The organism is Comamonas sp. A23, from assembly GCF_004522605.1.
GTDB lineage: Bacteria > Pseudomonadota > Gammaproteobacteria > Burkholderiales > Burkholderiaceae_C > Comamonas > Comamonas thiooxydans.
Genome location: NZ_RSDT01000012.1, coordinates 112436 through 132281 on the forward strand (window position 1 = coordinate 112436; position 19846 = coordinate 132281).

Consider the following 19846-nt stretch of genomic DNA (forward strand, 5'->3'; position numbering starts at 1 on the left):
GTGCAAATAAATTTCTTTTTATGGAATAAATTGACTCGAAAAATGGAAATTAATATGATCGACAACGATATGAAGCACAGCGAAGACACCCCCTCGGCTCGCCTGGACGGAGACACGCCCAATCTGCGTTTGTTCGCGCTGCTGGAGGCCGTGGCGCAGAAAAGCCAGCCCTTCACCTTGCAAACCATGGTGGAAGAGACAGGCTTGCCCAAGCCGACCATGCACCGCATGCTTGCGCAGCTGGAGGGCGCCGGAATCCTGCAAAGAGATGGCAACGGCCGCCACTACGGCACGGGCCAGCGGCTGATGCGGCTGGCGGAGAACGTGTTGCTCAACAACACCACGCATGGCGCGCGGCATGCGGTGCTGACCCAACTGGTGCGCGAGCTCGGCGAGAGCTGCAACATCACGGCTTTTTCAGGTAGCGAGGTGCTGTATCTGGACCGCGTGGAGACGCCGGCGCCGCTGCGCTTTTATCTGCATCCGGGCTCGCGCGTGCCCGCGCACTGTTCGGCCACGGGCAAGCTGTTCCTGAGCCAGATGTCGCCTGCTCAGCGCCGCCGGCTGCTGGCCAATGTGCCGCTGGAAGCGTTCACCGGCAACACGTTGACGACCTTCGAGGCGCTGGACCAGGAGCTCGATCAGGTGCGCGCCCAGGGCTATGCCTTCGATAACGAGGAATTTCTGCCCGGGCTGCTGTGCCTTGGCGTGCTGGTGCCCGCACCCCATGGCAACTCCAATATGGGGCTTGCCGTGCAGGCTCCCATCATGCGTTTTTCCAAGGAGAAGGCCTTGTCCTTTCTTCCCAAGCTGCAGGCGGCCGTCGCGGCGATCGCCCGCATTAACGATGACGTTCCACCGGAAACCGATGATGACTGACCTGAGCCAGCTGCAGCCCACCCGCACCGTCAGCGTGCGCGATGTATTTGGCATCGACACGGACATGACCGTGCCGGCTTTTGCCGAGCCGGGCGAACATGTTCCCGCCATTGACAAGGCCTACCGCCTGAATCCGCAGGTGACGCAAGCCATTTTGGCTGGCTTCTCGCACAACCGGCGCGTCGTCATTCAGGGCCTGCACGGCACGGGCAAATCCACGCATATAGAGCAGGTGGCCGCCAGGTTGAACTGGCCCTGCGTGCGCGTGAATCTGGACGGTCATATCAGCCGCCTGGATCTGGTGGGCAAGGACAGCATCGTGCTGCAGGAAGGCAAGCAGGTGACCCAGTTCCAGGAAGGCATTCTGCCCTGGGCGCTGCAGCGGCCCGTGGCCATGGTGTTTGACGAGTACGACGCCGGACGCCCCGATGTGATGTTCGTCATCCAGCGGGTTCTGGAGCGTGAGGGCAGCTTTACCTTGCTCGATCAAAAGCGCGTGATCCAGCCGCATCCCTGCTTTCGGTTGTTTGCCACCATGAACACCCTGGGACAGGGCAATCTCAACGGGCTCTATCACGGCACGCAGCAGCTCAACCATGCCCAGCTCGATCGCTGGAATCTGGTCACCAGCCTGAACTATCTACCCCCGGAGGAGGAAGCGGCCATCGTGCTGGCGCGTGTGCCGGAGCTGTTCACGGCCGACGGGCGCCGCAAGGTGGACGCCATGGTGGCGCTGGCCGGGCTGACCCGCAAGGGCTTTGCCGTGGGCGATCTGTCCTTGCTGATGTCTCCGCGTACGGTGATCACCTGGGCTGAAAACGTTTCCATCTTCCATGACCTGAAGCTGGCCTTCGAGCTGTCTTTTCTCAACAAATGCGAGCCTGCCGAGCGCGACATCGTGCGCGAGTATTTCCAGCGCTGCTTTGCCCAGGAACTGACGCAGCCCGAAGAACCAGCGCTGGCGCTGCTGGCATGAGCGCCGGGACCGCCAGCCCTGCCTCGCTGTCTCGCATGGAGGCCTGGGGCGGCGCCATGCTGCGCGCGATCACCGGCGACGCCAGCCTGCAATGGAGCGGCCAGACGCTGTACCGAGGCACCACGCCCATACCCCAGGCGGCGGCCCACCATAGCCAGGTGCCGGTGCAGCCGACGGATCAGCGCGGCCTGCTCGACAGCATGGGTCTGCGTCTGCAGTGGAGCGATCAGGCCCTGTTTCAGGCGCATCTGCCCCAGGACCCGGTGGAGCGCATGGTGTTCGAGCAGCTCGAGCAGTTGCGCGTGGAGAGTCTGGTGCCCGAGGCCTGGCCCGGAGCGCGCGAGAACATGCGCCAGCGCTTTGTGAACTGGTGCCAGGCATTCGTGGATTCCGGCCTGACGGAAAGCAGTCTGGGCATCTTGCTGTTTGCGGTGGCCATCACGGCCTGGATCCGGCTGACCGGGCATGAGATACCGGAGCGCATGGCCGATCTGGTGGAGTCCACGCGGATGTCCATGGCTTCCCCGCTGGGCCGGCACTGGGATCGGCTGCGGCGCTTCAGAGACCGACAGCAGCAGTTTGTCGAGCCAGCCCTGGCCGTCAGCCGCTGGGTCGGCATGGCGGTGCGTGCGGCGCAGGACGATGCGCCGCGCGGTGCCGGCGGCCCCAGGCGGCGCAGCAGTTTTGCCCTGCCTCTGCACTTTGAATCCCAGAGTCAGGACGGCATGCCCGTGGCGCAAAGCGGCGACAGCCGGGCCTGGGCCGGCACTGCACAAAGCTACCGGGTTTTCACGCGCGAGTTCGATAGGGAGGTGCAGGCCGCCGAGCTGATCCGTGCGTTGCAGCTGGCCCAGTTCCGGGAGCAGATGGATGAGGAGCTGGCGCGCTCGGGATTGCAGCAGACCGGGCGGCTGGCGCGCTATCTGCAGCAGCGCCTGGCCAGCACGCAGCGCAATGGCTGGAACTTCGGGCTGGAGGAAGGCCATCTGGACGGCAGCCGTTTGTCCCAGCTGGTGACGGACCCGCAGCAGCGTGCGATCTTCAAGGACGAAATGCAGCGCCCCGTCAACGAGACCGCAGTCACCATTCTCATGGACTGTTCGGGCTCCATGAAGACCTTTGCCAGGCCCCTGTCGCTGTTGCTCGACGTGCTGGGGCGGGCGCTGGAGATGGCCGGTGCGAGCGTGGAGTTACTGGGTTTTTCCACGCAGGCCTGGAATGGCGGCAGAACGCGCCGCCGCTGGCAGCGCGCCGGCCAGCCGCAGTTTCCGGGGCGTCTGAACGAGCGCCTGCACATTGTCTTCAAGGACGGGGCCAAGCCCTGGCGCCACGCCCGGCATGGCATTGCGGCGCTGCGCAAGCCCGACATCTTTCGTGAAGGCATCGATGGCGAGGCCGTGGAATGGGCGTGCCAGAGGCTGCGTGCAAAGACCGCGCAGCGCCGCATCCTGCTCGTGGTCTCCGATGGCTGTCCCATGGACACGGCGACCCATCAGGCCAATGACGAGCATTATCTGGATCAGCATCTGCGGCAGGTTCTTGCCGCCCAGGAGCGCATGGGCGGCGTGAAGGTCTGCGCCTTGGGCGTAGGGTTGGATCTGGGGGTCTTCTATCGTCAAAGGCTTGCCGTCGATCTGCAGCACGATATCGACGAGGCCTTGCTGTTTTCGGTGGCCGAGATGCTGTGCCGACGATGACCGGGGTGGCGCGTGCGACAGGTATCGCACAAGGCCGAGCAAGCTCAGGCGACAAGCCGAAACAACGGAAAACGGAAAAGCGGGAAGGCGCAATACCTGCCCGCTTTCTGCTTGCCGGAGCCATCCCCGCCGGGGAGTCGGCAGCACTTACATGCGTCCCTTCCAGGGAACCAGGCGCTTTTCGACCCAGCGCATGAACAGGTCGAACACATAGGCGATCACACCGATGACGATGATGCCCATGATCACGATGTCCGTGCGCAGGAAGTTCGAGGCGTTGAGCACCATCTGACCCAGACCCACGTTCGCCGCCACCATTTCGGCGGCAACCAGAGTCGTCCAGCCAAAGCCGATGGCAATGCGCATGCCCACCAGAATGTCGGGCAGGGCCGCCGGCAAGATCACATGGCGGATCACCTGGAAGTAGCTCGCTCCCATCGAATAGGCGGCATTGATCTGCTCCTGTGCTGCGCTGCGCATGCCCGAGCGGGCCGCCAGGGCCAGGGGTGCAAAGCAGCTCAGGAAGATCAGCAGAATCTTCGGCGTTTCATCGATACCGAACCAGATGATGATCAGCGGCAGATAGGCCAGCGGCGGCAGGGGGCGGTAGAACTCGATGGGGGGGTCGAAGATGCCGCGTGCAAAGCGTGACATTCCCATCGCAATGCCCAGCGGAACGGCAATCATGAAGGCCAGCCAGAACGCCACGGTCACGCGCAGCAGACTTGCCGAGAAATGCTGCCACAGCGGTTTGTCGTTGGCTTGCCCGGTCAGGTATTCATAGAACTGCTGGAACACCGCTTGCGGGCTGGGCAGGAACAAGGGCTTGATCCAGCCGAGATTGGTGGCGGCAAACCACAGTGCCAGCAGCAAGGCCACGGTGACGATGCTGATGCCGAGGCTGGAGCCTTCGCCGGGGGTCTTGAAGCGACTGGTCTTCACCGGTCCCGACGCCTGCGGGGCAGTGGTCTTGGGCTGCACGCGCGCTGTCGTGGCGGGCAGATGGTTGATTTGGACTGCTTCAGACATTGGCAGGCTCCCGGTGGTGAATCAGACTTAGAACTTCCTCGCGCATCCTGATGAAGTCGGGGCGCGACTTGACGGCACGCGCATCGCCGGTGCGCAGAAACTCATGGCAGAACGGCATATCGTCGTAGACATGGGAGATGCGGCCCGGGCTGGGGCTCATGACGATCAGCCGGCTGGCGAGAAACAGCGCCTCTTCCACCGAATGGGTGATGAAGAACACCATCTTGTGGGTGGCATGCCAGACACGCAGCAGGATTTCCTGGACCTGCTCGCGCGTGAAGGCGTCCAGGGCGCCCATGGGTTCATCCATCAGCAGCAGGGCTGGATCGTTGGCCAGCGCACGGGCAATGCCGACACGTTGCTGCATGCCGCCAGACAGTTCATAGACGGCACGCCTGGCGTAGTTCTGCAAGCCCACGAGGCCCAGTTTCTCTTCGGCGATTTGCGTGCGCTGCTTCAGATCCATGCCGCGCATGCGCAGTCCCAGTGCGACGTTGTCGATCACATTGAGCCATGGCATCAGCGCATGCTTTTGAAACACCACCCCTTGGTTGGCTCCGGGGCCCTGAATGGGTTTTCCGTCCAGCAGGATCTGGCCGCTGGAAGGCGCCAGAAAGCCTGCCATGCAATTGAGCAGCGTGGTCTTGCCGCAGCCCGATGCCCCCAGAGCGACCACGAAGTCGCCTTCATGCATGGTCAGGTTGACGGGTGCCAGGGCTTGCAAGTGTCCGCCCTTGACCTCGTAATTGACGGTCAGGTCGCGTATATCCAGAGTCGGCATGACATTGCCCTCCTATGTGAAACAAAGCTGGGAGCCACGACGGGGTTGGCCGTCGTGGGCGGGCAGTCAGCGGCCGAGAGCCTGCTTGACATAGCTGCTGGTCACGTACGCGGCGTAGTCGGGCCTGACCTCCTGGATTCGTCCCTGCGACTTCAGAAACGTTGCGGTATTGGTCATTGCCTTGGCCGCACCGCCTTCCAGCCACTGCACGCCGAGCTGCTCTTCAGCACTGGGGAAGCGGTAAAGCGCCATGGCTGCGGGCACGTCCTTGGGGTCGGCCTTGCTCCATTTGGCAATCGCCTTGATCTCGGGCGAATCGGGAGTCCACCTGGCCAGGTTGTCGCGCACCTGGGCGCTGGCCCGATTCAGGGCCTTGATGAAAGCCACCATGAACTGGGGATTTTCCTGGGCGAACTTGCTGCTCACGGCAATGCCCTCGAAGGTGGGATAGCCCATCTGCGCAATGGAGCCGGAGGTGGCAATCACCTTGCCCTTTTGCTTGACCTTGGCCAGTACCGGATCCCAGACAAAGGTGGCATCGATATCGCCGCGTTCCCATGCCGCGGCAATCTCTGGCGGGCGCATGTTCATGATGTTGACCTTGCGCGCGTCGACGCCTTCCTTGCCCAGGGCAGCGACCAGCTGGTAATGCGCGGTGGAGACGAACGGCACGCCTATGCGCTTGCCTTCCATGCTCTTGAAATTGCTGATGCCGCCGCCATCGCGTGCCACCAGGGCTTCGGCACCGGCGATATCCGCGGAGATCCAGAGCAGCTTGATGTCCTGCCCCTGGCTGGCGGCAGCGGTCAGCGGGCTGGATCCCACCTCTCCCATCTGCACGTCGCCCGAGGCCATCGCCCGTATCACGTCGCCGCCGCCCGAGAACATGCGCCAGTTGATCTTGTAGCCCGTCTCCTTTTCCACCTCGCCCGACTCCATGACCAGGCGCAGAGGCACCAGCATGTCCTGGTTGGCGAAGGTCACGGTTTTCTGCTGCGCCAGCGCGAAGCCGGTCATGGCCAGTGCTGCTGTTGCGGCACCCGCTTTCAGCATCCATCGTTTTTGCATTTTCATTGCCAATTTCTCCATGGTTAGAGCGATATCGGTTGAAGACTTAGACCAGAGAACCCTTGCTGTGCTCACTCTTGCTGACTTGCTTTCCCATTCCCGCTTCTGGCTGAACCGGTAGAAAGCCGCATCGCGAGGCTCAAAGAGCTTTCTGAGCGGATCGTAGTGAGCAACCTTGCGCAGCCAGTAGGGCCAGTTGCTGTGAATCGTTAGGTCCAGTCGCGCACGGCCTGGGATGGGGCGCGCAGCATGGGTCGGCATGCACCGCGACCGTGCATTGCAAAGCCTTGCATGGCGCGGCTTGCGCGGTATATCTCGGTCCTGGTGAAGGGCGTTTTTGCGGCATCTGCATGGGCTTAGGTGGTTTCACTGATCGCAGACAGATGAGGGAGGATTGGGCTGTCCGAGAGGCATGAATGCTTGCGCAATATGCGTGCCAGAGAGGCGGTTTTTCCTGTGGCCGGGGCTCCGGGGTGTGCACCGCACCGCATCCGTAGATAGCATGAAAAAAGCACCTTCCTGGCGGAAGGTGCTCTTCGTTGCGTGAAGCCCGAACGGCTGCTGGCAGGGTCAGTTCTTCTCGTCGTTCATGTGATACCAGTGGTAGAGAAAGCGCTGCCCCATGCGGCGAAATGGTGCAAATGCCTCCGAGCGCACCATATTGAACACATTCGGATATTCGAGCGATGAGTTGTAGATTGGCAACTCGAAGGCCTTGAGGTTCTGGCCTGCGATGCGCTGGGCCATGCGCCGGCCTGCATGCGCAGAGAACGACACGCCGTTGCCACCATAGCCGACCGCATAGAAGACGCTTTCCCTTGGATCGGGCTGGGTGATGCGCGGCATCATGTCGTGGCTCACATCGACCCAGCCCCACCAGGAGTAGTCCACCTGGATTCCCTTGAGGGCCGGGAACTTGTGGTGCAGGCCCTCGACCAGCTTGGCCATATGGACCGGATTGGGCGCATCGGCGCCGGTGACGGCGCTGCGGCTGCCGATCTGCACGCGGTTGTCGGGCAGCTTGCGGTAGTAAAAGCGCAGCGTGCGCGTGTCGGTGATGACTTGCGTGGTCTTGAAATTGGTGGCGGCCAGCTCTTCTTCCGTCAAGGGTCTGGTGACCAGCGAGTTCGAGAGAATCGGCATGATCTTGGAGCGCAGACTGGAGTGCAGGCCGTTGCTGGTATAGCCGCCGGTGGCAAAGCCGACGGCGCGTGCCTTGACCGTGCCGCCCGGTGTCTGGAGGTAATGCACGCCGTTGCGTGTCTCCATGCCCAGCACGGGACTGGCGGGATGCACCTTCACTCCCAGCTCGCGGGCCTTGCGCAGATAGCCGAATGCCAGCTTGAGCGGATGCACGCCAATGCCGTCGGGCTCATGCATCGCGCCACGGCAGTCGGCGTCATCGACATAGTCGCGGCGCACAGCATCGACGCTGAGTATGCGGGCGTCGTAGCCGAAGACTTCGCGCATGACGCGGGTCTCGTTGCGCAGAAAATCCATTTTTCTGTCGCGGTGGGCAATATACAAATGCCCTCCCGGTTGCGGCTCGCATTCTGGAAACTCCGCAACCAGTTTCTTGAACGTGTCGAATCCTTCGCGGATCTCCGCATCCAGCTTCAGGGCTGTGTCCTTGCCCCAGCGCTCTATCCACTGCGAGCGATAGAGGCGGCCGCTGGCATTCTGGCCCTGGCCGCCGTTGCGGCTGGTGCAGCCCCAGGCGCTCTGGTTGGCCTCGAGAACCACGGCGCGAATGCCGTGTTCGCGGGCCAGAAACAGCGCAGTGGACAGGCCCGTGAAGCCCGAGCCCACGATGACCACATCGGCTTCCATGTCGCCGCAGACCGGACCATCGTCCTCGGGGGGGCGGCCTGCCGTTCCTACCCAGTAGGTCGGAGCGTAGCCGGCGCCATGTCCGGGGGTTCTTGCCACCAGGGGGTCGTACTGCGGGTCGTATGGATTCAGATGGCTGGGGCGGATGTCCTCGGCTTTCATGGCGGTCGTCTCCTGGTGTGGCTGCGTTTGAAGCGGCGCTCTATTGCTATGGAATTGATGGACGCAAAGTCAATGCAGATGCACTGCTTGCGATGTCCAGAGCAGCATAGCCAGCCCCTTGTGCAGCTGGTTAGGGCCACGGCACAGGTTTTGATGGAGCCAGCGCGCAAGCCTGGCCATCCGAATCTCGGGATTGCCGCAGACGGGCGGCAGCGAGTCTCCTGCAAACCGGGCGCCCCACCGAGTCACGCTCGCCGGGCGGGGCTGCGCGCCGGCCTGCTTCAGATCGGCATGACACAGGCTGTGTCAGCCGCAACCTCAGGGGGATGCATTGGAGTCCACCGCCACCTGTGCAGACAGCGGGCGTGGCCGTGAACTGCCCCTGCGCCTGTGGCAGCGATGACCGCATTGAGCGTGTTGATGTTCTCCTATCGTTTTCACCTAAATGAAGCGGCAGAAGAGGCATTTGCCGGCGGGCTTCGGTCTGCATCCGCAAGAGCTGGGGCAGAGCGTCGCGCTCAGAGGAGAAGCGGACTTTCTCAAGGCATCTTTCGGTGCGCGCCGCCGTCATCTCGCGAGGGATCACTGTCTTGCGCGGCAAGGCCTTGGACTTAACGATTGCCGGCAACTGGCCCTACGAAATGGAGCCAGTGCTACCTACCATGAGCCATCGGAATTTCAGACATTTTTCGATAGAAAGGGGGCGCTTTGCAATGGTCGCCCCCCATGACATGACAGCAATCTGGAGAGCATATGAGCAAGCAAGAATCCCAACCCGATGTCCAGTTTCTGGCGCGTTTCTCCGACGCGTGGAATCGCCATGACATTGACGCATTGATGGACTTCATGGCCGACGAGTGCGAGTTTCATGCCGTTGCCGGCCCTGATCTGATGGGACGCAGCTTCGTGGGTCGTGAAGCCGTGCGTGAGGGCTTTCAGCTGGCCTGGCAGGCATTCCCCGATGCGGCCTGGGTGGATGGAGAGCATTTTGTGCAAGGCACGCGCGGTGTTTCGGAAAGCACCTTCAAGGGGACCAAGGCCGACGGCCTGCGTGTAGAGGCACGCATGGTCGATGTGTTCACCTTCCGCGACGGCAAGATCGCCGTCAAGAACGCCTACCGCAAGGATCGTCCTCCAGTGGCGCTTTCCTGACACACGGCGGGCCTGCGTGCGCACCTTCTTGCCTTACGGTGGGAGGCGTTGCACGCAGGGCTCCTCACGACAATTTTCAAGCAGATAACTGAACGACCACGGCAGCGGCCTGCACGAGCGGCAAGGCACGACCCGATACATAAAGCCGTGGCGACCGGTATTCCCATGCCGGCAAGACAGGAGACAAAAATGATTGGAAATCCGCATTCGTCGCCGGACGGGCTGTCGCACAGCCTCAAACAGCGGCACATGACCATGATTGCCCTGGGCGGCGTCATCGGAGCCGGGCTGTTCGTCGGCAGCGGCGTGGTCATCAAGTCGGCCGGGCCGGCAGCCGTCATCTCTTTTCTGATCACCGGCCTGCTGGTGGTGCTGGTGATGCGCATGCTGGGCGAGATGGCCTGCTCCATGACAGGCGGCTCGTTTTACGAGTACGCCCGCGAAGCCTGGCGCGACCGGCCCGCCGTGGGGCAGCTGGCGGGGTTTCTGACGGGCTGGATGTACTGGTATTTCTGGGTCATCGTCGTGGCCATCGAAGCGGTGGCGGGCGCCGAGCTTGTGCGCTACTGGCTGCCCGACGTGCCGGCCTGGAGCATCAGTCTGGTCCTGCTGGTCATGATGACGCTGACCAATCTGGTCTCGGTCAAATCCTTTGGCGAGTGCGAGTTCTGGCTGGCATCCGTGAAGGTGGCCGCCATCGTGGTGTTTCTGTTCATTGCCGGTGTCTATGTGCTGGGCCTGACACCGGGAGGCAGCGGAATGCATGTCGCCAACCTGAGCCAGAACGGCGGCTTCATGCCCAACGGCATTGTTCCGGTGCTCACGGGCGCCGTGGCCGCGACCGGCTTCTATTTCGGCGCTGAGATCGTGACGATTGCGGCCGCCGAAACCGCTGAGCCCCAGAAGGCCGTGGCCAAGGCCACGAATTCGGTCATCCTGCGCGTGCTGGTGTTCTATGTGGGATCGGTGTTGCTGGTGGCATGCCTGGTGCCATGGAACTCCATCGGCATGTCCACGCCCTATGTCAGTGCTCTCGATGCCATGGGCGTGCCGGCCGCTGCCCAGATCATGAATGCCGTGGTGCTGACCGCCGTGCTGTCGGCGCTCAACTCCGGGCTTTATGCCTCTTCGCGCATGCTGTTTGCGCTGACGCGACGCGGCGATGCGCCCAAGGTGCTGGCCCAGGTCAGCCGCAACGGCGTGCCCGTGTACGCGATTCTGGTGGCCACCTTGTTCGGCTACGGTGCCATCGTCATGTCCTATCTGTCTCCCGACAAGGTGTTCGCCTTTCTCGTGAACTCCTATGGCACCGTGGCCATCTTCGTCTACATCCTGATTGCGATTTCCCAGCTGCGCCTGCGCTATCGATTGGAGAACGAGGCTCCGCATCTGCTCAAGGTGCGCATGTGGTGCTTTCCTTATCTGACCTGGCTGGCGATTGCGGGCATGCTGTCCATCGTGGTGGCCATGGGCTTCATTCCCGAACAGCGCACTCCGCTGGCTCTGGGTGTGGCCAGCCTGTGCATCTTGCTGATTGCCTATCGCGTGCGCATGGCGTTGCGGCGCGGAATCAGTCCCGAGGGGCTGCTCGACGAGCTGGCTCCGCCCAAGCTGCGCAAGAATTGATGAGACCGACAAAAAAGCCCCGGACCCTGAGTCCGGGGCTTTTTGTTTTGCGCCTCTACATGCAGTGCATGGCTTCTGCCAGGGCCTTGATGCCCTGGGCGATTTGTCCCGCGGGAATGGACTGATAGCCCAGGCGTATGAAGTTGCCCGTGTTGCGAGGGGAGGTGAAGAACACATCGCCGGGCTCGATCAGCACTCCATGCTCGGCGGCCTGGCGTGCCAGTGCCTGCGCGGGCACATGGTCGGGCAGTTGCACCCAGCACGAGCCGCCGCCGCGTACCGGCGTGATGCGGCATTGGGGCAGGTAGCGAGCCATGGCTGCCGTCAGCTCGGCATGACGCTCTTTCTGGGCCTGGCCGAGGCGGCGCAGCTGGGCCTCGTAGTGGCCCAGCGAGATGAACATGGCCAATGTGCGCTGGATGAAGGTGGAAGGATGGCGGATCATCAGGCGGCGCAGGGCACGCAGCTCCTTGATCAGCTCGGGCGGAGCCACGATATAGCCCACGCGAAGGCCGGGTGCCAGGCTCTTGGAGAGGCTGCCGATATAGATCACGCGGTTGTTGCGGTCCAGGCTTTTGAGTGCCGGGATGGGTTGTTCGTCGAAGCTGCTTTCGCTTTCGTAGTCGTCCTCGATGATGATGAGATCGTGCTTTTGTGCGGCCTCCAGCAAGGCTTCGCGCCGCTCCAGCGGCATGGTGACGCCCGTGGGGCACTGATGGCTGGGCGTGACGTAGAGGTACTCGAGTTTGCGCATGGCATTGACGATAGGCAGTCCATCGCCATCCACGCCAATCGGGATGACCTGCGAGGTGCGGCTGCTGAAGATATTGCGCGCATCGGGGTAGCAGGGGTTTTCGATGCCGATGGAGGTGCCCTCGCGCATCAGCAAATCGGCCACCATGTACAGCGCATGCTGGGCGCCGACCGTGATGATGATTTCGTCGGGTGACGCCCAGACGCCGCGGCGCGGCAGGATCTTGGTCTGCACCTGCTGGATGAGGCTGTCGTCGTCGCGGGTGATGTGATCGGGCGCCCACATGCGGATGTCCACCACGCCCAGGGACTTGAGGCAGCATTCGCGCCAGGCGGCCGTGGGAAACAGCTCCTTGTCGAACTGGCCGTAGAGAAACGGATAGGGGAACCGCTGCCAGTCGTCTTCCTTCACGATGCTGCGCTGCAGGCTGGGGCGCAGCCACAGGCGGCGCGACCAGTCCGTGTGCGCCTCGGCGTCCGTGGTCCTGCCGCTGCCCGGCGTGCGCTCGGCCGTGCGGCCCTGCAGCACATCGGGGTGTATGAAATGGCCTTTTCTCTCGCGGCTCAGCAAGAAGGCCTCTTCGGTCAGCTGCTGGTAGGCCATGACCACGGTGATGCGACCCACGCCCAGCAGCTTGGCCAGTTCCCGGCTTGAGGGGATAGCGTCGCCGGGCGCGAGAATGCCGCTGAGGATGGCATCGACCAGCATTTCGCGAATCTGACCCTGAAGGCTCAGAGAGGGCCTGGCGCTGCGGCGAAACAGCTGCTCCCACATGGCCACGGATGGAGGAATCGAAGGCGAGGCCTGTTGTCTGTCTGTCGTCATTGATGGTTCTGAATGCACTGCCGCAGCGTGCGGCGGCCTGGAGCGACCGGCTGCCCTGACGCGCGGGGGCTGGCTCTTTGGGGTCCATGAACGCGGCATTGCAGAGGCCGCCAGCAGCTTGCTGGCGGACCGGTTTCGACGCTCAAGATTAGCGCATATGCATGTGCTTGGAATCAGGCTTTTCATGTGGTCGCAAGCCTGAAGCAGCGCGCGGGATCCGAAATTCCTGGAGACCTTATCTGTAGGCTCCAAAAACTGTATATAATTTGAGGCTTAGCGGCTGTAGCTCAGCTGGATAGAGTACTTGGCTACGAACCAAGGGGTCGTGGGTTCGATTCCTGCCAGCCGCACCAAACGACAAGCCTCAGAACTGAAAAGTTCTGAGGCTTTTTCGTTTCTGCTCTGCCTGTTGCGACGGGCCTGGAGGGATTTGGAAGAAAAATCCGGGTTTTCACCGATTAGCTTCAAAAACTGTATATAATTCGAGGCTTAGCGGCTGTAGCTCAGCTGGATAGAGTACTTGGCTACGAACCAAGGGGTCGTGGGTTCGATTCCTGCCAGCCGCACCAAACGACAAGCCTCAGAACTGCAAGGTTCTGAGGCTTTTTCGTTTCCGGGCTTTGACGAGCCATGCTCTGATCAGGCCCGGATCTGTGTGAAGATCGGCTTCATGAGCAAGGCTTTCACCAAAGAATCGGACGGCGACGACGATGATGACGTCGGCGCTCTGCCGCCATTGCCCGCCGGCGGCAAGAACTACATCACGCCCCAGGGCTACCAGCGCATCAAGGACGAGCTGCTGGATCTGATCGACAACGAGCGCCCCAAGATCGTGGAGATCGTGCACTGGGCGGCCAGCAACGGCGACCGCTCGGAGAATGGCGACTATCTCTACGGCAAAAAGCGTCTGCGCGAGATCGACCGCCGCATCCGCTTTCTCACCAAGAGACTGGAGATTGCCGAGGTGGTCGACCCTGGCGTGCATGCGGGCAGCGACCAGGTCTTCTTTGGCGCCACGGTCAGCTATGTCGATGACGAGGGCGTGGAGCGCACCATCACCATCATGGGCATTGACGAGGCGGACAGCGCGCAGAACCAGGTCAGCTGGATTGCCCCGGTTTCGCGTGCGCTGCTCAAGGCGCGCGTGGGCGACGAGGTGGCCTTGCCCACGCCGGCCGGTGTGCGCATGCTGGAGATTCTGGACGTCAGCTATCCGCAGCCCACAACTCGATCCTGATTTCAGGGGCAACAAAAAAGCGCGGCTTCCGTGTGGAAGATGCGCTTTTATTTTGTGAGCTTCACTCGCTTGATGTTCAATGATTTCAGATGGTTTTAGTATTGAAATCATTGATTAATAAGCGCTAAAAGCTATTGTTTTTGAGATGGGTTGCCAGCCTGCAGGCGTTGCAGCAGCTCCAGCGTGGGGTAGCCGTCTGCCGCCAGACCCTGGCTCTGCTGGTACTGACGAAGCCCGGCACGGGTGGCAGGACCCATCACGCCGTCTGCCGCTCCGGTGGCAAAGCCGCGCTGGGTGAGGGCGGTCTGCAGCGCCCGGGTCTGCTCACGCGTCAGTGCGCCGAGATCGCGCGGCCATTCGGCGCTGACGCCGCCATTGCCTGCCAGCTGCGATGCGAGCAGGCCCACGGCGAGTGCATAGTTGGTGGAGTTGTTGTAGCGCAGGATGGCTCGAAAGTTGCTGCCCACCATGAAGGTCGGACCACGGGCACCGGCCGGTGCAATGATGCTGGCTCCTGCCATCGCAGGCAAAGCCTGGCCGTTCATGCTTTGCACGCCTTCTGCAGCCCAGGCATTGCTGTTCTGGCGTGTGGAAAGCTCGGTGCGCGCGTAATCGAAATCGGCTGGCAGGCGCACTTCCACACCCCAGGGTTCGCCGGGGTTCCAACCCGAGCTTGCAAGATAGTTGGCCGTGGATGCGGCCACATCGGCCATGGAGCCCCAGATGTCGCGGCGGCCGTCTCCATCGGCATCGACTGCATATTGCAGGAAGACCGAGGGCAGAAACTGGGTGTTGCCCATGGCGCCGGCCCACGAGCTGATCATATGGGCGGCGTCGATGTCACCGTTGTCGATGATGCGCAGCGCGGCAATCAGCTCCTTCTGCGCCCATTCGGCGCGGCGGCCGTCGAAGGCGAGAGTGGCCAGTGCATCCACGGCCGAGAAGCTGCCGAAGTTGCTGCCGTAATTGCTCTCCATGCCCCAGATGGCTGCAATCACGGGCGCCGGCACGCCATATCGCTGGCTGGCCGCTTGCAGACTGGCTGCGTATTCCTGCATCTTGAGCTTGCCGGTCCTGATGCGTTGTGCGGAGACGGCGCTATCCAGATACTGCCAGGGCGTGCGCGTGAACTCGGGCTGTGAGCGGTCGAGCTTGACGATGCTGGGCTGGAGTCTGGCACCGGCCAATGCGCTGCGCAGCGTGCGCTCCGAAATGCCTGCTGCGCGTGCGCGTGGGGCAAATTCCTGCTTCCAGTGTGCGAAGTTGCTGGCCTGTATGGGACTTTCCATCGCTGCTTCTTCAGTGCCTTGCTCTGCTTTGGCAGGCGGTGCCGGTTCGGACACCGCCGCTGCTGGAGGCTCGGACCGGGTGGCGCAGCCTGCGAGCAGGGCTGCTGCGATGGCGGTGATCAGCAGCGGCTGACGGACATTCAGAAGCGAAGGTGCGGTTTGGAGCATGAATGCCATTGTCGCTTGCTGCCGTGGCCTGGGGACTGTTGCATGGCGGGATAGCGCCCGCAGAATGCAACAAAATCTTTCGCCCATGAAAAAGGCCGCCCGAGGCGGCCTTGTGGAGCATGTGAGAGGTCAGGCCATGACGCGGCTGGCACGAATGACCGAGTGCAGGCGGCGCAGATTGCGCAGCGCATTCTCCAGCTGAACGCTGTTCTGCACGGAGATGACAAAGCGCAGGTCGGTGGTGCCGATCGCGGCTTCATCGGTCATCTCGACGCGCACGATATCGGCTTCGGCATTCGATAGCTCGGCCGCCACACGGGCCAGCACGCCCTTGTTGTTTTGCACCGTGACCACGATGCCTGCCTCGAACAGGCGTGTGATGTCGTCGGACCAGTCCACGGTGATGAAACGGTCGGCATCCTTTTCACGCAGCTTGATGGCATTGTTGCAATGGGCGTGGTGCACGACCAGGCCCTGACCGCCCAGGTAACCCAGAATCGGGTCGCCAGGCACGGGGCGGCAGCAGTGCGAGTAATAGACCGAGCTGCTCTCGTCGCCGTTGAGCGTGACCGCACCCTGGAAGGGGCGGTTGTGCGTATTGAAGCGCTCCTGCGTGATGAGCAGGGCATCCGGGCGCACCCCCTGCTTGGTCATGAAGGCGGTCATGCGCGCCGCCACCAGCGAGGCGATGCGGCGGCCCATGCCGATATCGACCATGAGGTCTGCGGGCGTGCGGTTGCCCGTGATGCGCAAGATTTCGTCCCAGACGTTCTTGTTGGCATCGTCCTGCGCCGGTACGCTGTCAATGCCTTCGGCACGCAGAGCCTGGGCCAGCAGCGTTTCTCCAAGCTGACCGGCTTCGGTCTGGGCCGCATTCTTGAGGTAGGAGCGAATCTTGGAGCGCGCGCGTCCGGTTTTCACAAAACTCAGCCAGGCCGGGTTGGGCGTGGAGGTTTCGGAGGTGATGATCTGCACCACATCGCCGCTCTTGAGTTCGGTGCGCAGCGGCACTTCCTCGTCATTGATCTTGGCCGCCGTGGTGCGATGCCCGATCTTGCTGTGGATGGCGTAGGCAAAGTCCACCACCGTGGCACCGCGCGGCATGGCCATGATCTCGCTCTTGGGCGTGAACACGTACACGGCATCGGGGAAGAGATCGACCTTGACGTGATCCCAGAACTCCGCCGCGTCGCGGGTCTCGTTCTGGATGTCGAGCAGGGATTGCAGCCACTGGGTGGACAGATGCTCGGAGTCATGACCTTGCTGCGCCTTGTACAGCCAGTGGGCCGCGACGCCGGCCTCGGCCACGATGTTCATCTCTTCCGTTCGAATCTGGAATTCGATGCTGACGCTGGAGGGACCGACCAGCGTGGTGTGCAGCGACTGGTAGCCATTGCTCTTGGCGATGGCGATGTAGTCCTTGAAGCGGCCCGGCATGGGCTTGTACTTCTGGTGCAGCACGCCCAGGGCGGTGTAGCAGTCCAGCGTCTTGGGGACGATGATGCGAAAGCCGTAGATGTCGGTGACCTTGGCAAAGCTCAGCTGGTTCTTCTGCATGCGCTGGTACAGCGAATACAGCGTGCTCTCGCGGCCCAGCAGGCGCACCGACAGGCTGTGCGTGGCAAAAGCGGTGCTGACTTCATCCTGCACGCGATGGACCAGGTCACGGCGGCGTGTACGCGAGCGACCGATGGCTTTTTCCAGCGTGGCATAGCGCCAGGGGTGCAGATGCTTGAACGACAGGTCCTGCAGCTCGCGATAGGTCTGGTTCAGACCCAGCCGGTGGGCGATGGGGGCGTAGATCTCCAGCGTTTCGGACGAGATGCGGCCCCACTTGCTGCGCGGCATGTCGCTCATGGTGCGCATATTGTGGGTGCGGTCGGCCAGCTTGATCAGGATGACGCGCACATCGCGCGCCATGGCCAGCAGCATCTTGCGAAAGGACTCGGCCTGGTTTTCCTCGCGGGTATTGAACTGCAGCTTGTCCAGCTTGGTCAGCCCGTCCACCAGTTCGGCCACATCCTCGCCAAAGCGTTCCTTCAGATCCAGCTTGGTGATGCCGCAATCCTCCATGGAGTCATGCAGCAGGGCCGCCATCAGGGCGGGGGCATCGAGCTTCCAGTTGGCGCAGATTCCCGTGACCGCGATGGGGTGGGTGATATAGGGGTCTCCACTGCTGCGCCACTGATCGGTATGTGCTTGATCTGCGTAGATATACGCTTGGCGTACGCGCTCGGCGCTGTCGGCATCCAGATAGCCGAGATGCTCCATCAAGCCCTCAAAAGCAGCAGCCGACACACGTGCAGCCTGATCAGCGGGCATGCGCTGAGGCTTGGCCGGTGCCGTAGAGGAAGGAGCAATCGTCGAGTTCTGGGCCGCTGTCATATTCCTTAAATGTAGCCTGCAAGTATGGAGTGCAAGCTGCTAGGCACAAAAAAGCACCGACGAGCGGTGCTTAATTGTCTATTTTGGTGCTGCGATGCAACAGCTCAACCCGGCACCTTCTTCAGCATTTCCAGGCCTACCTTGCCGTCTGCGATTTCACGCAGGGCTGTGACGCTGGCCTTATTCTTGGTTTCAATCTTGGGGGTATGGCCTTGATTGAGCATGCGGGCGCGATAAGTCGCGGCCAAAACGAGCTGGAAGCGGTTGGGGATCTGCTCCAGGCTATCTTCAACAGTAATGCGTGCCATCAGGAACTCCGGGAACGGTCAGTTGGATTCAGGGATATTGAGCGACTCGAAGGTGTCGGCGCGAAGGCGCCGCTGGGCCGCATATTTGAGGCGTTGCGCGTGAATGATCGCCTTGAGATCAAAGAGCGCACTCTCAAACAGTTCGTTGATTATAACGAAGTCGAATTTTGCGACCTGCGCCATTTCCTCTTCGGCGTTCTTCAGGCGCAACTCGATGACTTCGGGAGCGTCCTCGCCACGGTTTTCCAGGCGGGCCCGCAACTCGTCCCAGCTGGGCGGCAGGATGAAGATCAGCACGGCATTGGGAAATGCCCGTTTGACCTGCAATGCGCCCTGGTAGTCGATTTCGAGGAGCACATCGGTGCCGCTCTGGATGCGCTCCTCCAGAGACCTCTTGGCCGTGCCGTAGCGGCGGCTGTGCACATTGGCCCATTCCACAAAGCCGTTGTTGGCGACCATGGCGTCGAATTCGGCGTCCGAGACGAAGTAATACTCACGGCCATGTTTTTCCTGGCCGCGCGGCGCGCGCGTGGTGTGAGAGACGGAGGGGTAGACGCGTGCATCGAATTCACGCAGGGCGCGTACCAGAGAGGATTTGCCGGCACCGCTGGGTGCCGACACGACAAATAGATTTCCGGGATGGTCCATGACTTTGGGCATGACTTTGGGCATGAATCGAGCGTACGGGGTAGGTACGCCCAGGGCTTGCTTACTCGATGTTCTGCACTTGTTCGCGCATTTGCTCGATCAGCACCTTCATGTCGACGCTGATGCGGGTCAGCTCCAGCGTGGCTGATTTGGAGCCGAGGGTGTTGGCTTCACGGTGCAACTCCTGGATCAGGAAGTCCAGACGCTTGCCGATGTCGCCACCCTTTTTGAGCAGGCGCTCGATTTCGTCGAGGTGAGAGCCCAGGCGCGTGACTTCTTCAGCCACGTCGATGCGGATGGCAAAGGCCGTGGCTTCGGCCAGGGCGCGGTCCTGGGCGGCTTCGGGTGCAACCGAGCCTTCGCCGAGGGCCATGGCCTCCTTCCAGCGCTCCAGGAACTTCTGGCGCTGCTGCTCCACCAACTGCGGCACCAGCGGCGTGGCGGTCTTGGCCAGTTCGCGCAGTTGCTTGATGCGGTCGAGCAGCATGTCGGCCAGGCGCTCGCCCTCACGGGCGCGAGCCGCGAGCAGCTCGGTGACGGCCTGTTCGGCCAGGGCCGGAGCGATTTCGCTCCAGTCCGTGGTGGCGGTGGCGGTGCCGCTGCACAGGCGCAGCACATCGGCCACGGAAAGGTCGCGTGCCTTGGGCAGCCAGGCCTGAACCGAGTCCTGCAGGGTCACCAGGCGTTGCAGCTGGGTGGCTGAGGGAATGGGCAGGGATTGGTTGCTGGAGACGTCGATGGCGGCTCGTACTTCCACCTTGCCGCGCTTGAGGCGCGCGGTGAGCAAGGTGCGCAGGGCCGGTTCAAGGGCGCGCAGTTCGTCGGGAAGGCGGAAGGACAAATCCAGAAAGCGGCTATTGACCGCGCGGATCTCAAGGCCCAGACGGCTGTTGGACTGGGACTCTTGACCACCCTCAACGGATGCGCTGTGCTGGGCACTGGCGTATCCGGTCATGCTGTAAACTGGCATTGGACTTTTGATGGATGCTTGCAATTTCCCGATTATCCGGGTTTCGTATCATCCTTGAGGTT

At 62.1% G+C, this 19846-nt stretch carries 16 protein-coding genes and 2 tRNA genes; 8 read left to right on the top strand and 10 right to left on the bottom strand.

Features of this window, described 5'->3' with window-relative positions; all coding sequences use genetic code 11:
- Positions 1-54: 54 nt before the first annotated feature.
- Genes EIC84_RS22135 through EIC84_RS22145 form a run of 3 tightly spaced genes read left to right on the top strand, consistent with a single transcriptional unit; the run spans position 55 to position 3552 of the window.
- The gene (locus tag EIC84_RS22135; RefSeq protein WP_003062706.1) at positions 55-879 is read left to right on the top strand and encodes an IclR family transcriptional regulator; all 825 of its coding nucleotides are present in this window, start codon (positions 55-57) and stop codon (positions 877-879) included.
- Entirely contained in the window at positions 872-1855 is a 984-nt protein-coding gene (locus EIC84_RS22140) for an AAA family ATPase (RefSeq protein ID WP_003062705.1), read from the top strand. Before EIC84_RS22135 ends, EIC84_RS22140 begins: the two co-directional genes overlap by 8 nt.
- Positions 1852-3552, top strand: coding sequence for a cobaltochelatase (locus EIC84_RS22145; RefSeq protein WP_003062704.1), 1701 nt, complete (start codon positions 1852-1854; stop codon positions 3550-3552). The genes EIC84_RS22140 and EIC84_RS22145 overlap by 4 nt, the downstream gene beginning before the upstream one ends.
- 147 nt (positions 3553-3699) lie before the next feature.
- On the opposite strand, the gene EIC84_RS22150 is transcribed toward EIC84_RS22145, so the two are convergent.
- The 4 genes from EIC84_RS22150 to EIC84_RS22165 form a co-directional block, all read right to left on the bottom strand.
- Positions 3700-4581 carry an ABC transporter permease subunit gene (locus tag EIC84_RS22150; protein WP_003062703.1) on the bottom strand — a complete coding sequence of 294 codons (882 nt, stop codon included), beginning with the start codon at positions 4579-4581 and terminating at the stop codon, positions 3700-3702.
- Positions 4574-5362, bottom strand: coding sequence for a taurine ABC transporter ATP-binding protein (locus EIC84_RS22155; protein WP_003062702.1), 789 nt, complete (start codon positions 5360-5362; stop codon positions 4574-4576). The genes EIC84_RS22150 and EIC84_RS22155 overlap by 8 nt, the downstream gene beginning before the upstream one ends.
- Positions 5363-5428: 66 nt before the next feature.
- On the bottom strand, positions 5429-6436 hold the full coding sequence (gene tauA, locus EIC84_RS22160; protein WP_003062701.1) for a taurine ABC transporter substrate-binding protein: 1008 nt from the start codon (positions 6434-6436) through the stop codon (positions 5429-5431).
- Positions 6437-7000: 564 nt separating this feature from the next.
- Positions 7001-8422: an FAD-binding oxidoreductase gene (locus EIC84_RS22165; protein WP_003062700.1), complete on the bottom strand. Its 1422-nt coding sequence runs from the start codon at positions 8420-8422 to the stop codon at positions 7001-7003.
- Between the two features lie 753 nt (positions 8423-9175).
- Here EIC84_RS22165 and EIC84_RS22170 point away from each other — a divergent pair.
- The gene (locus tag EIC84_RS22170) at positions 9176-9574 is read left to right on the top strand and encodes a nuclear transport factor 2 family protein (RefSeq protein ID WP_003062699.1); all 399 of its coding nucleotides are present in this window, start codon (positions 9176-9178) and stop codon (positions 9572-9574) included.
- Between the two features lie 189 nt (positions 9575-9763).
- Positions 9764-11200, top strand: coding sequence for an amino acid permease (locus tag EIC84_RS22175; protein ID WP_003062698.1), 1437 nt, complete (start codon positions 9764-9766; stop codon positions 11198-11200).
- A 55-nt stretch (positions 11201-11255) separates the two neighbouring features.
- On the opposite strand, the gene EIC84_RS22180 is transcribed toward EIC84_RS22175, so the two are convergent.
- Positions 11256-12779: a PLP-dependent aminotransferase family protein gene (locus EIC84_RS22180; RefSeq protein ID WP_003062697.1), complete on the bottom strand. Its 1524-nt coding sequence runs from the start codon at positions 12777-12779 to the stop codon at positions 11256-11258.
- 276 nt (positions 12780-13055) lie between these two features.
- Here EIC84_RS22180 and EIC84_RS22185 point away from each other — a divergent pair.
- The 3 genes from EIC84_RS22185 (at position 13056) to greB (ending at position 14016) form a co-directional block, all read left to right on the top strand.
- Positions 13056-13132: transfer RNA gene (locus EIC84_RS22185), tRNA-Arg, on the top strand.
- 139 nt (positions 13133-13271) lie between these two features.
- Positions 13272-13348, top strand: a tRNA-Arg gene (locus tag EIC84_RS22190).
- A gap of 101 nt (positions 13349-13449) precedes the next feature.
- A complete protein-coding gene (gene greB / locus EIC84_RS22195) occupies positions 13450-14016 on the top strand; it encodes a transcription elongation factor GreB (protein ID WP_003062696.1) in 567 nt (188 codons plus the stop codon).
- Positions 14017-14147: 131 nt separating this feature from the next.
- Here the strand turns inward: greB and EIC84_RS22200 are convergent, their stop codons facing one another.
- The 5 genes from EIC84_RS22200 to EIC84_RS22220 all read right to left on the bottom strand — a co-directional run bounded on the left by EIC84_RS22200 (position 14148) and on the right by EIC84_RS22220 (position 19769).
- The gene (locus tag EIC84_RS22200) at positions 14148-15482 is read right to left on the bottom strand and encodes a lytic murein transglycosylase (RefSeq protein ID WP_003062695.1); all 1335 of its coding nucleotides are present in this window, start codon (positions 15480-15482) and stop codon (positions 14148-14150) included.
- 120 nt (positions 15483-15602) lie between these two features.
- The gene (locus EIC84_RS22205) at positions 15603-17858 is read right to left on the bottom strand and encodes a bifunctional (p)ppGpp synthetase/guanosine-3',5'-bis(diphosphate) 3'-pyrophosphohydrolase (protein WP_003062694.1); all 2256 of its coding nucleotides are present in this window, start codon (positions 17856-17858) and stop codon (positions 15603-15605) included.
- 104 nt (positions 17859-17962) lie between these two features.
- A complete protein-coding gene (gene rpoZ / locus EIC84_RS22210) occupies positions 17963-18166 on the bottom strand; it encodes a DNA-directed RNA polymerase subunit omega (RefSeq protein WP_003052081.1) in 204 nt (67 codons plus the stop codon).
- An 18-nt stretch (positions 18167-18184) separates the two neighbouring features.
- A complete protein-coding gene (gmk, locus tag EIC84_RS22215; RefSeq protein WP_003062692.1) occupies positions 18185-18814 on the bottom strand; it encodes a guanylate kinase in 630 nt (209 codons plus the stop codon).
- A 61-nt stretch (positions 18815-18875) separates the two neighbouring features.
- Positions 18876-19769, bottom strand: coding sequence for a YicC/YloC family endoribonuclease (locus tag EIC84_RS22220; protein WP_034361489.1), 894 nt, complete (start codon positions 19767-19769; stop codon positions 18876-18878).
- Positions 19770-19846: the final 77 nt, after the last annotated feature.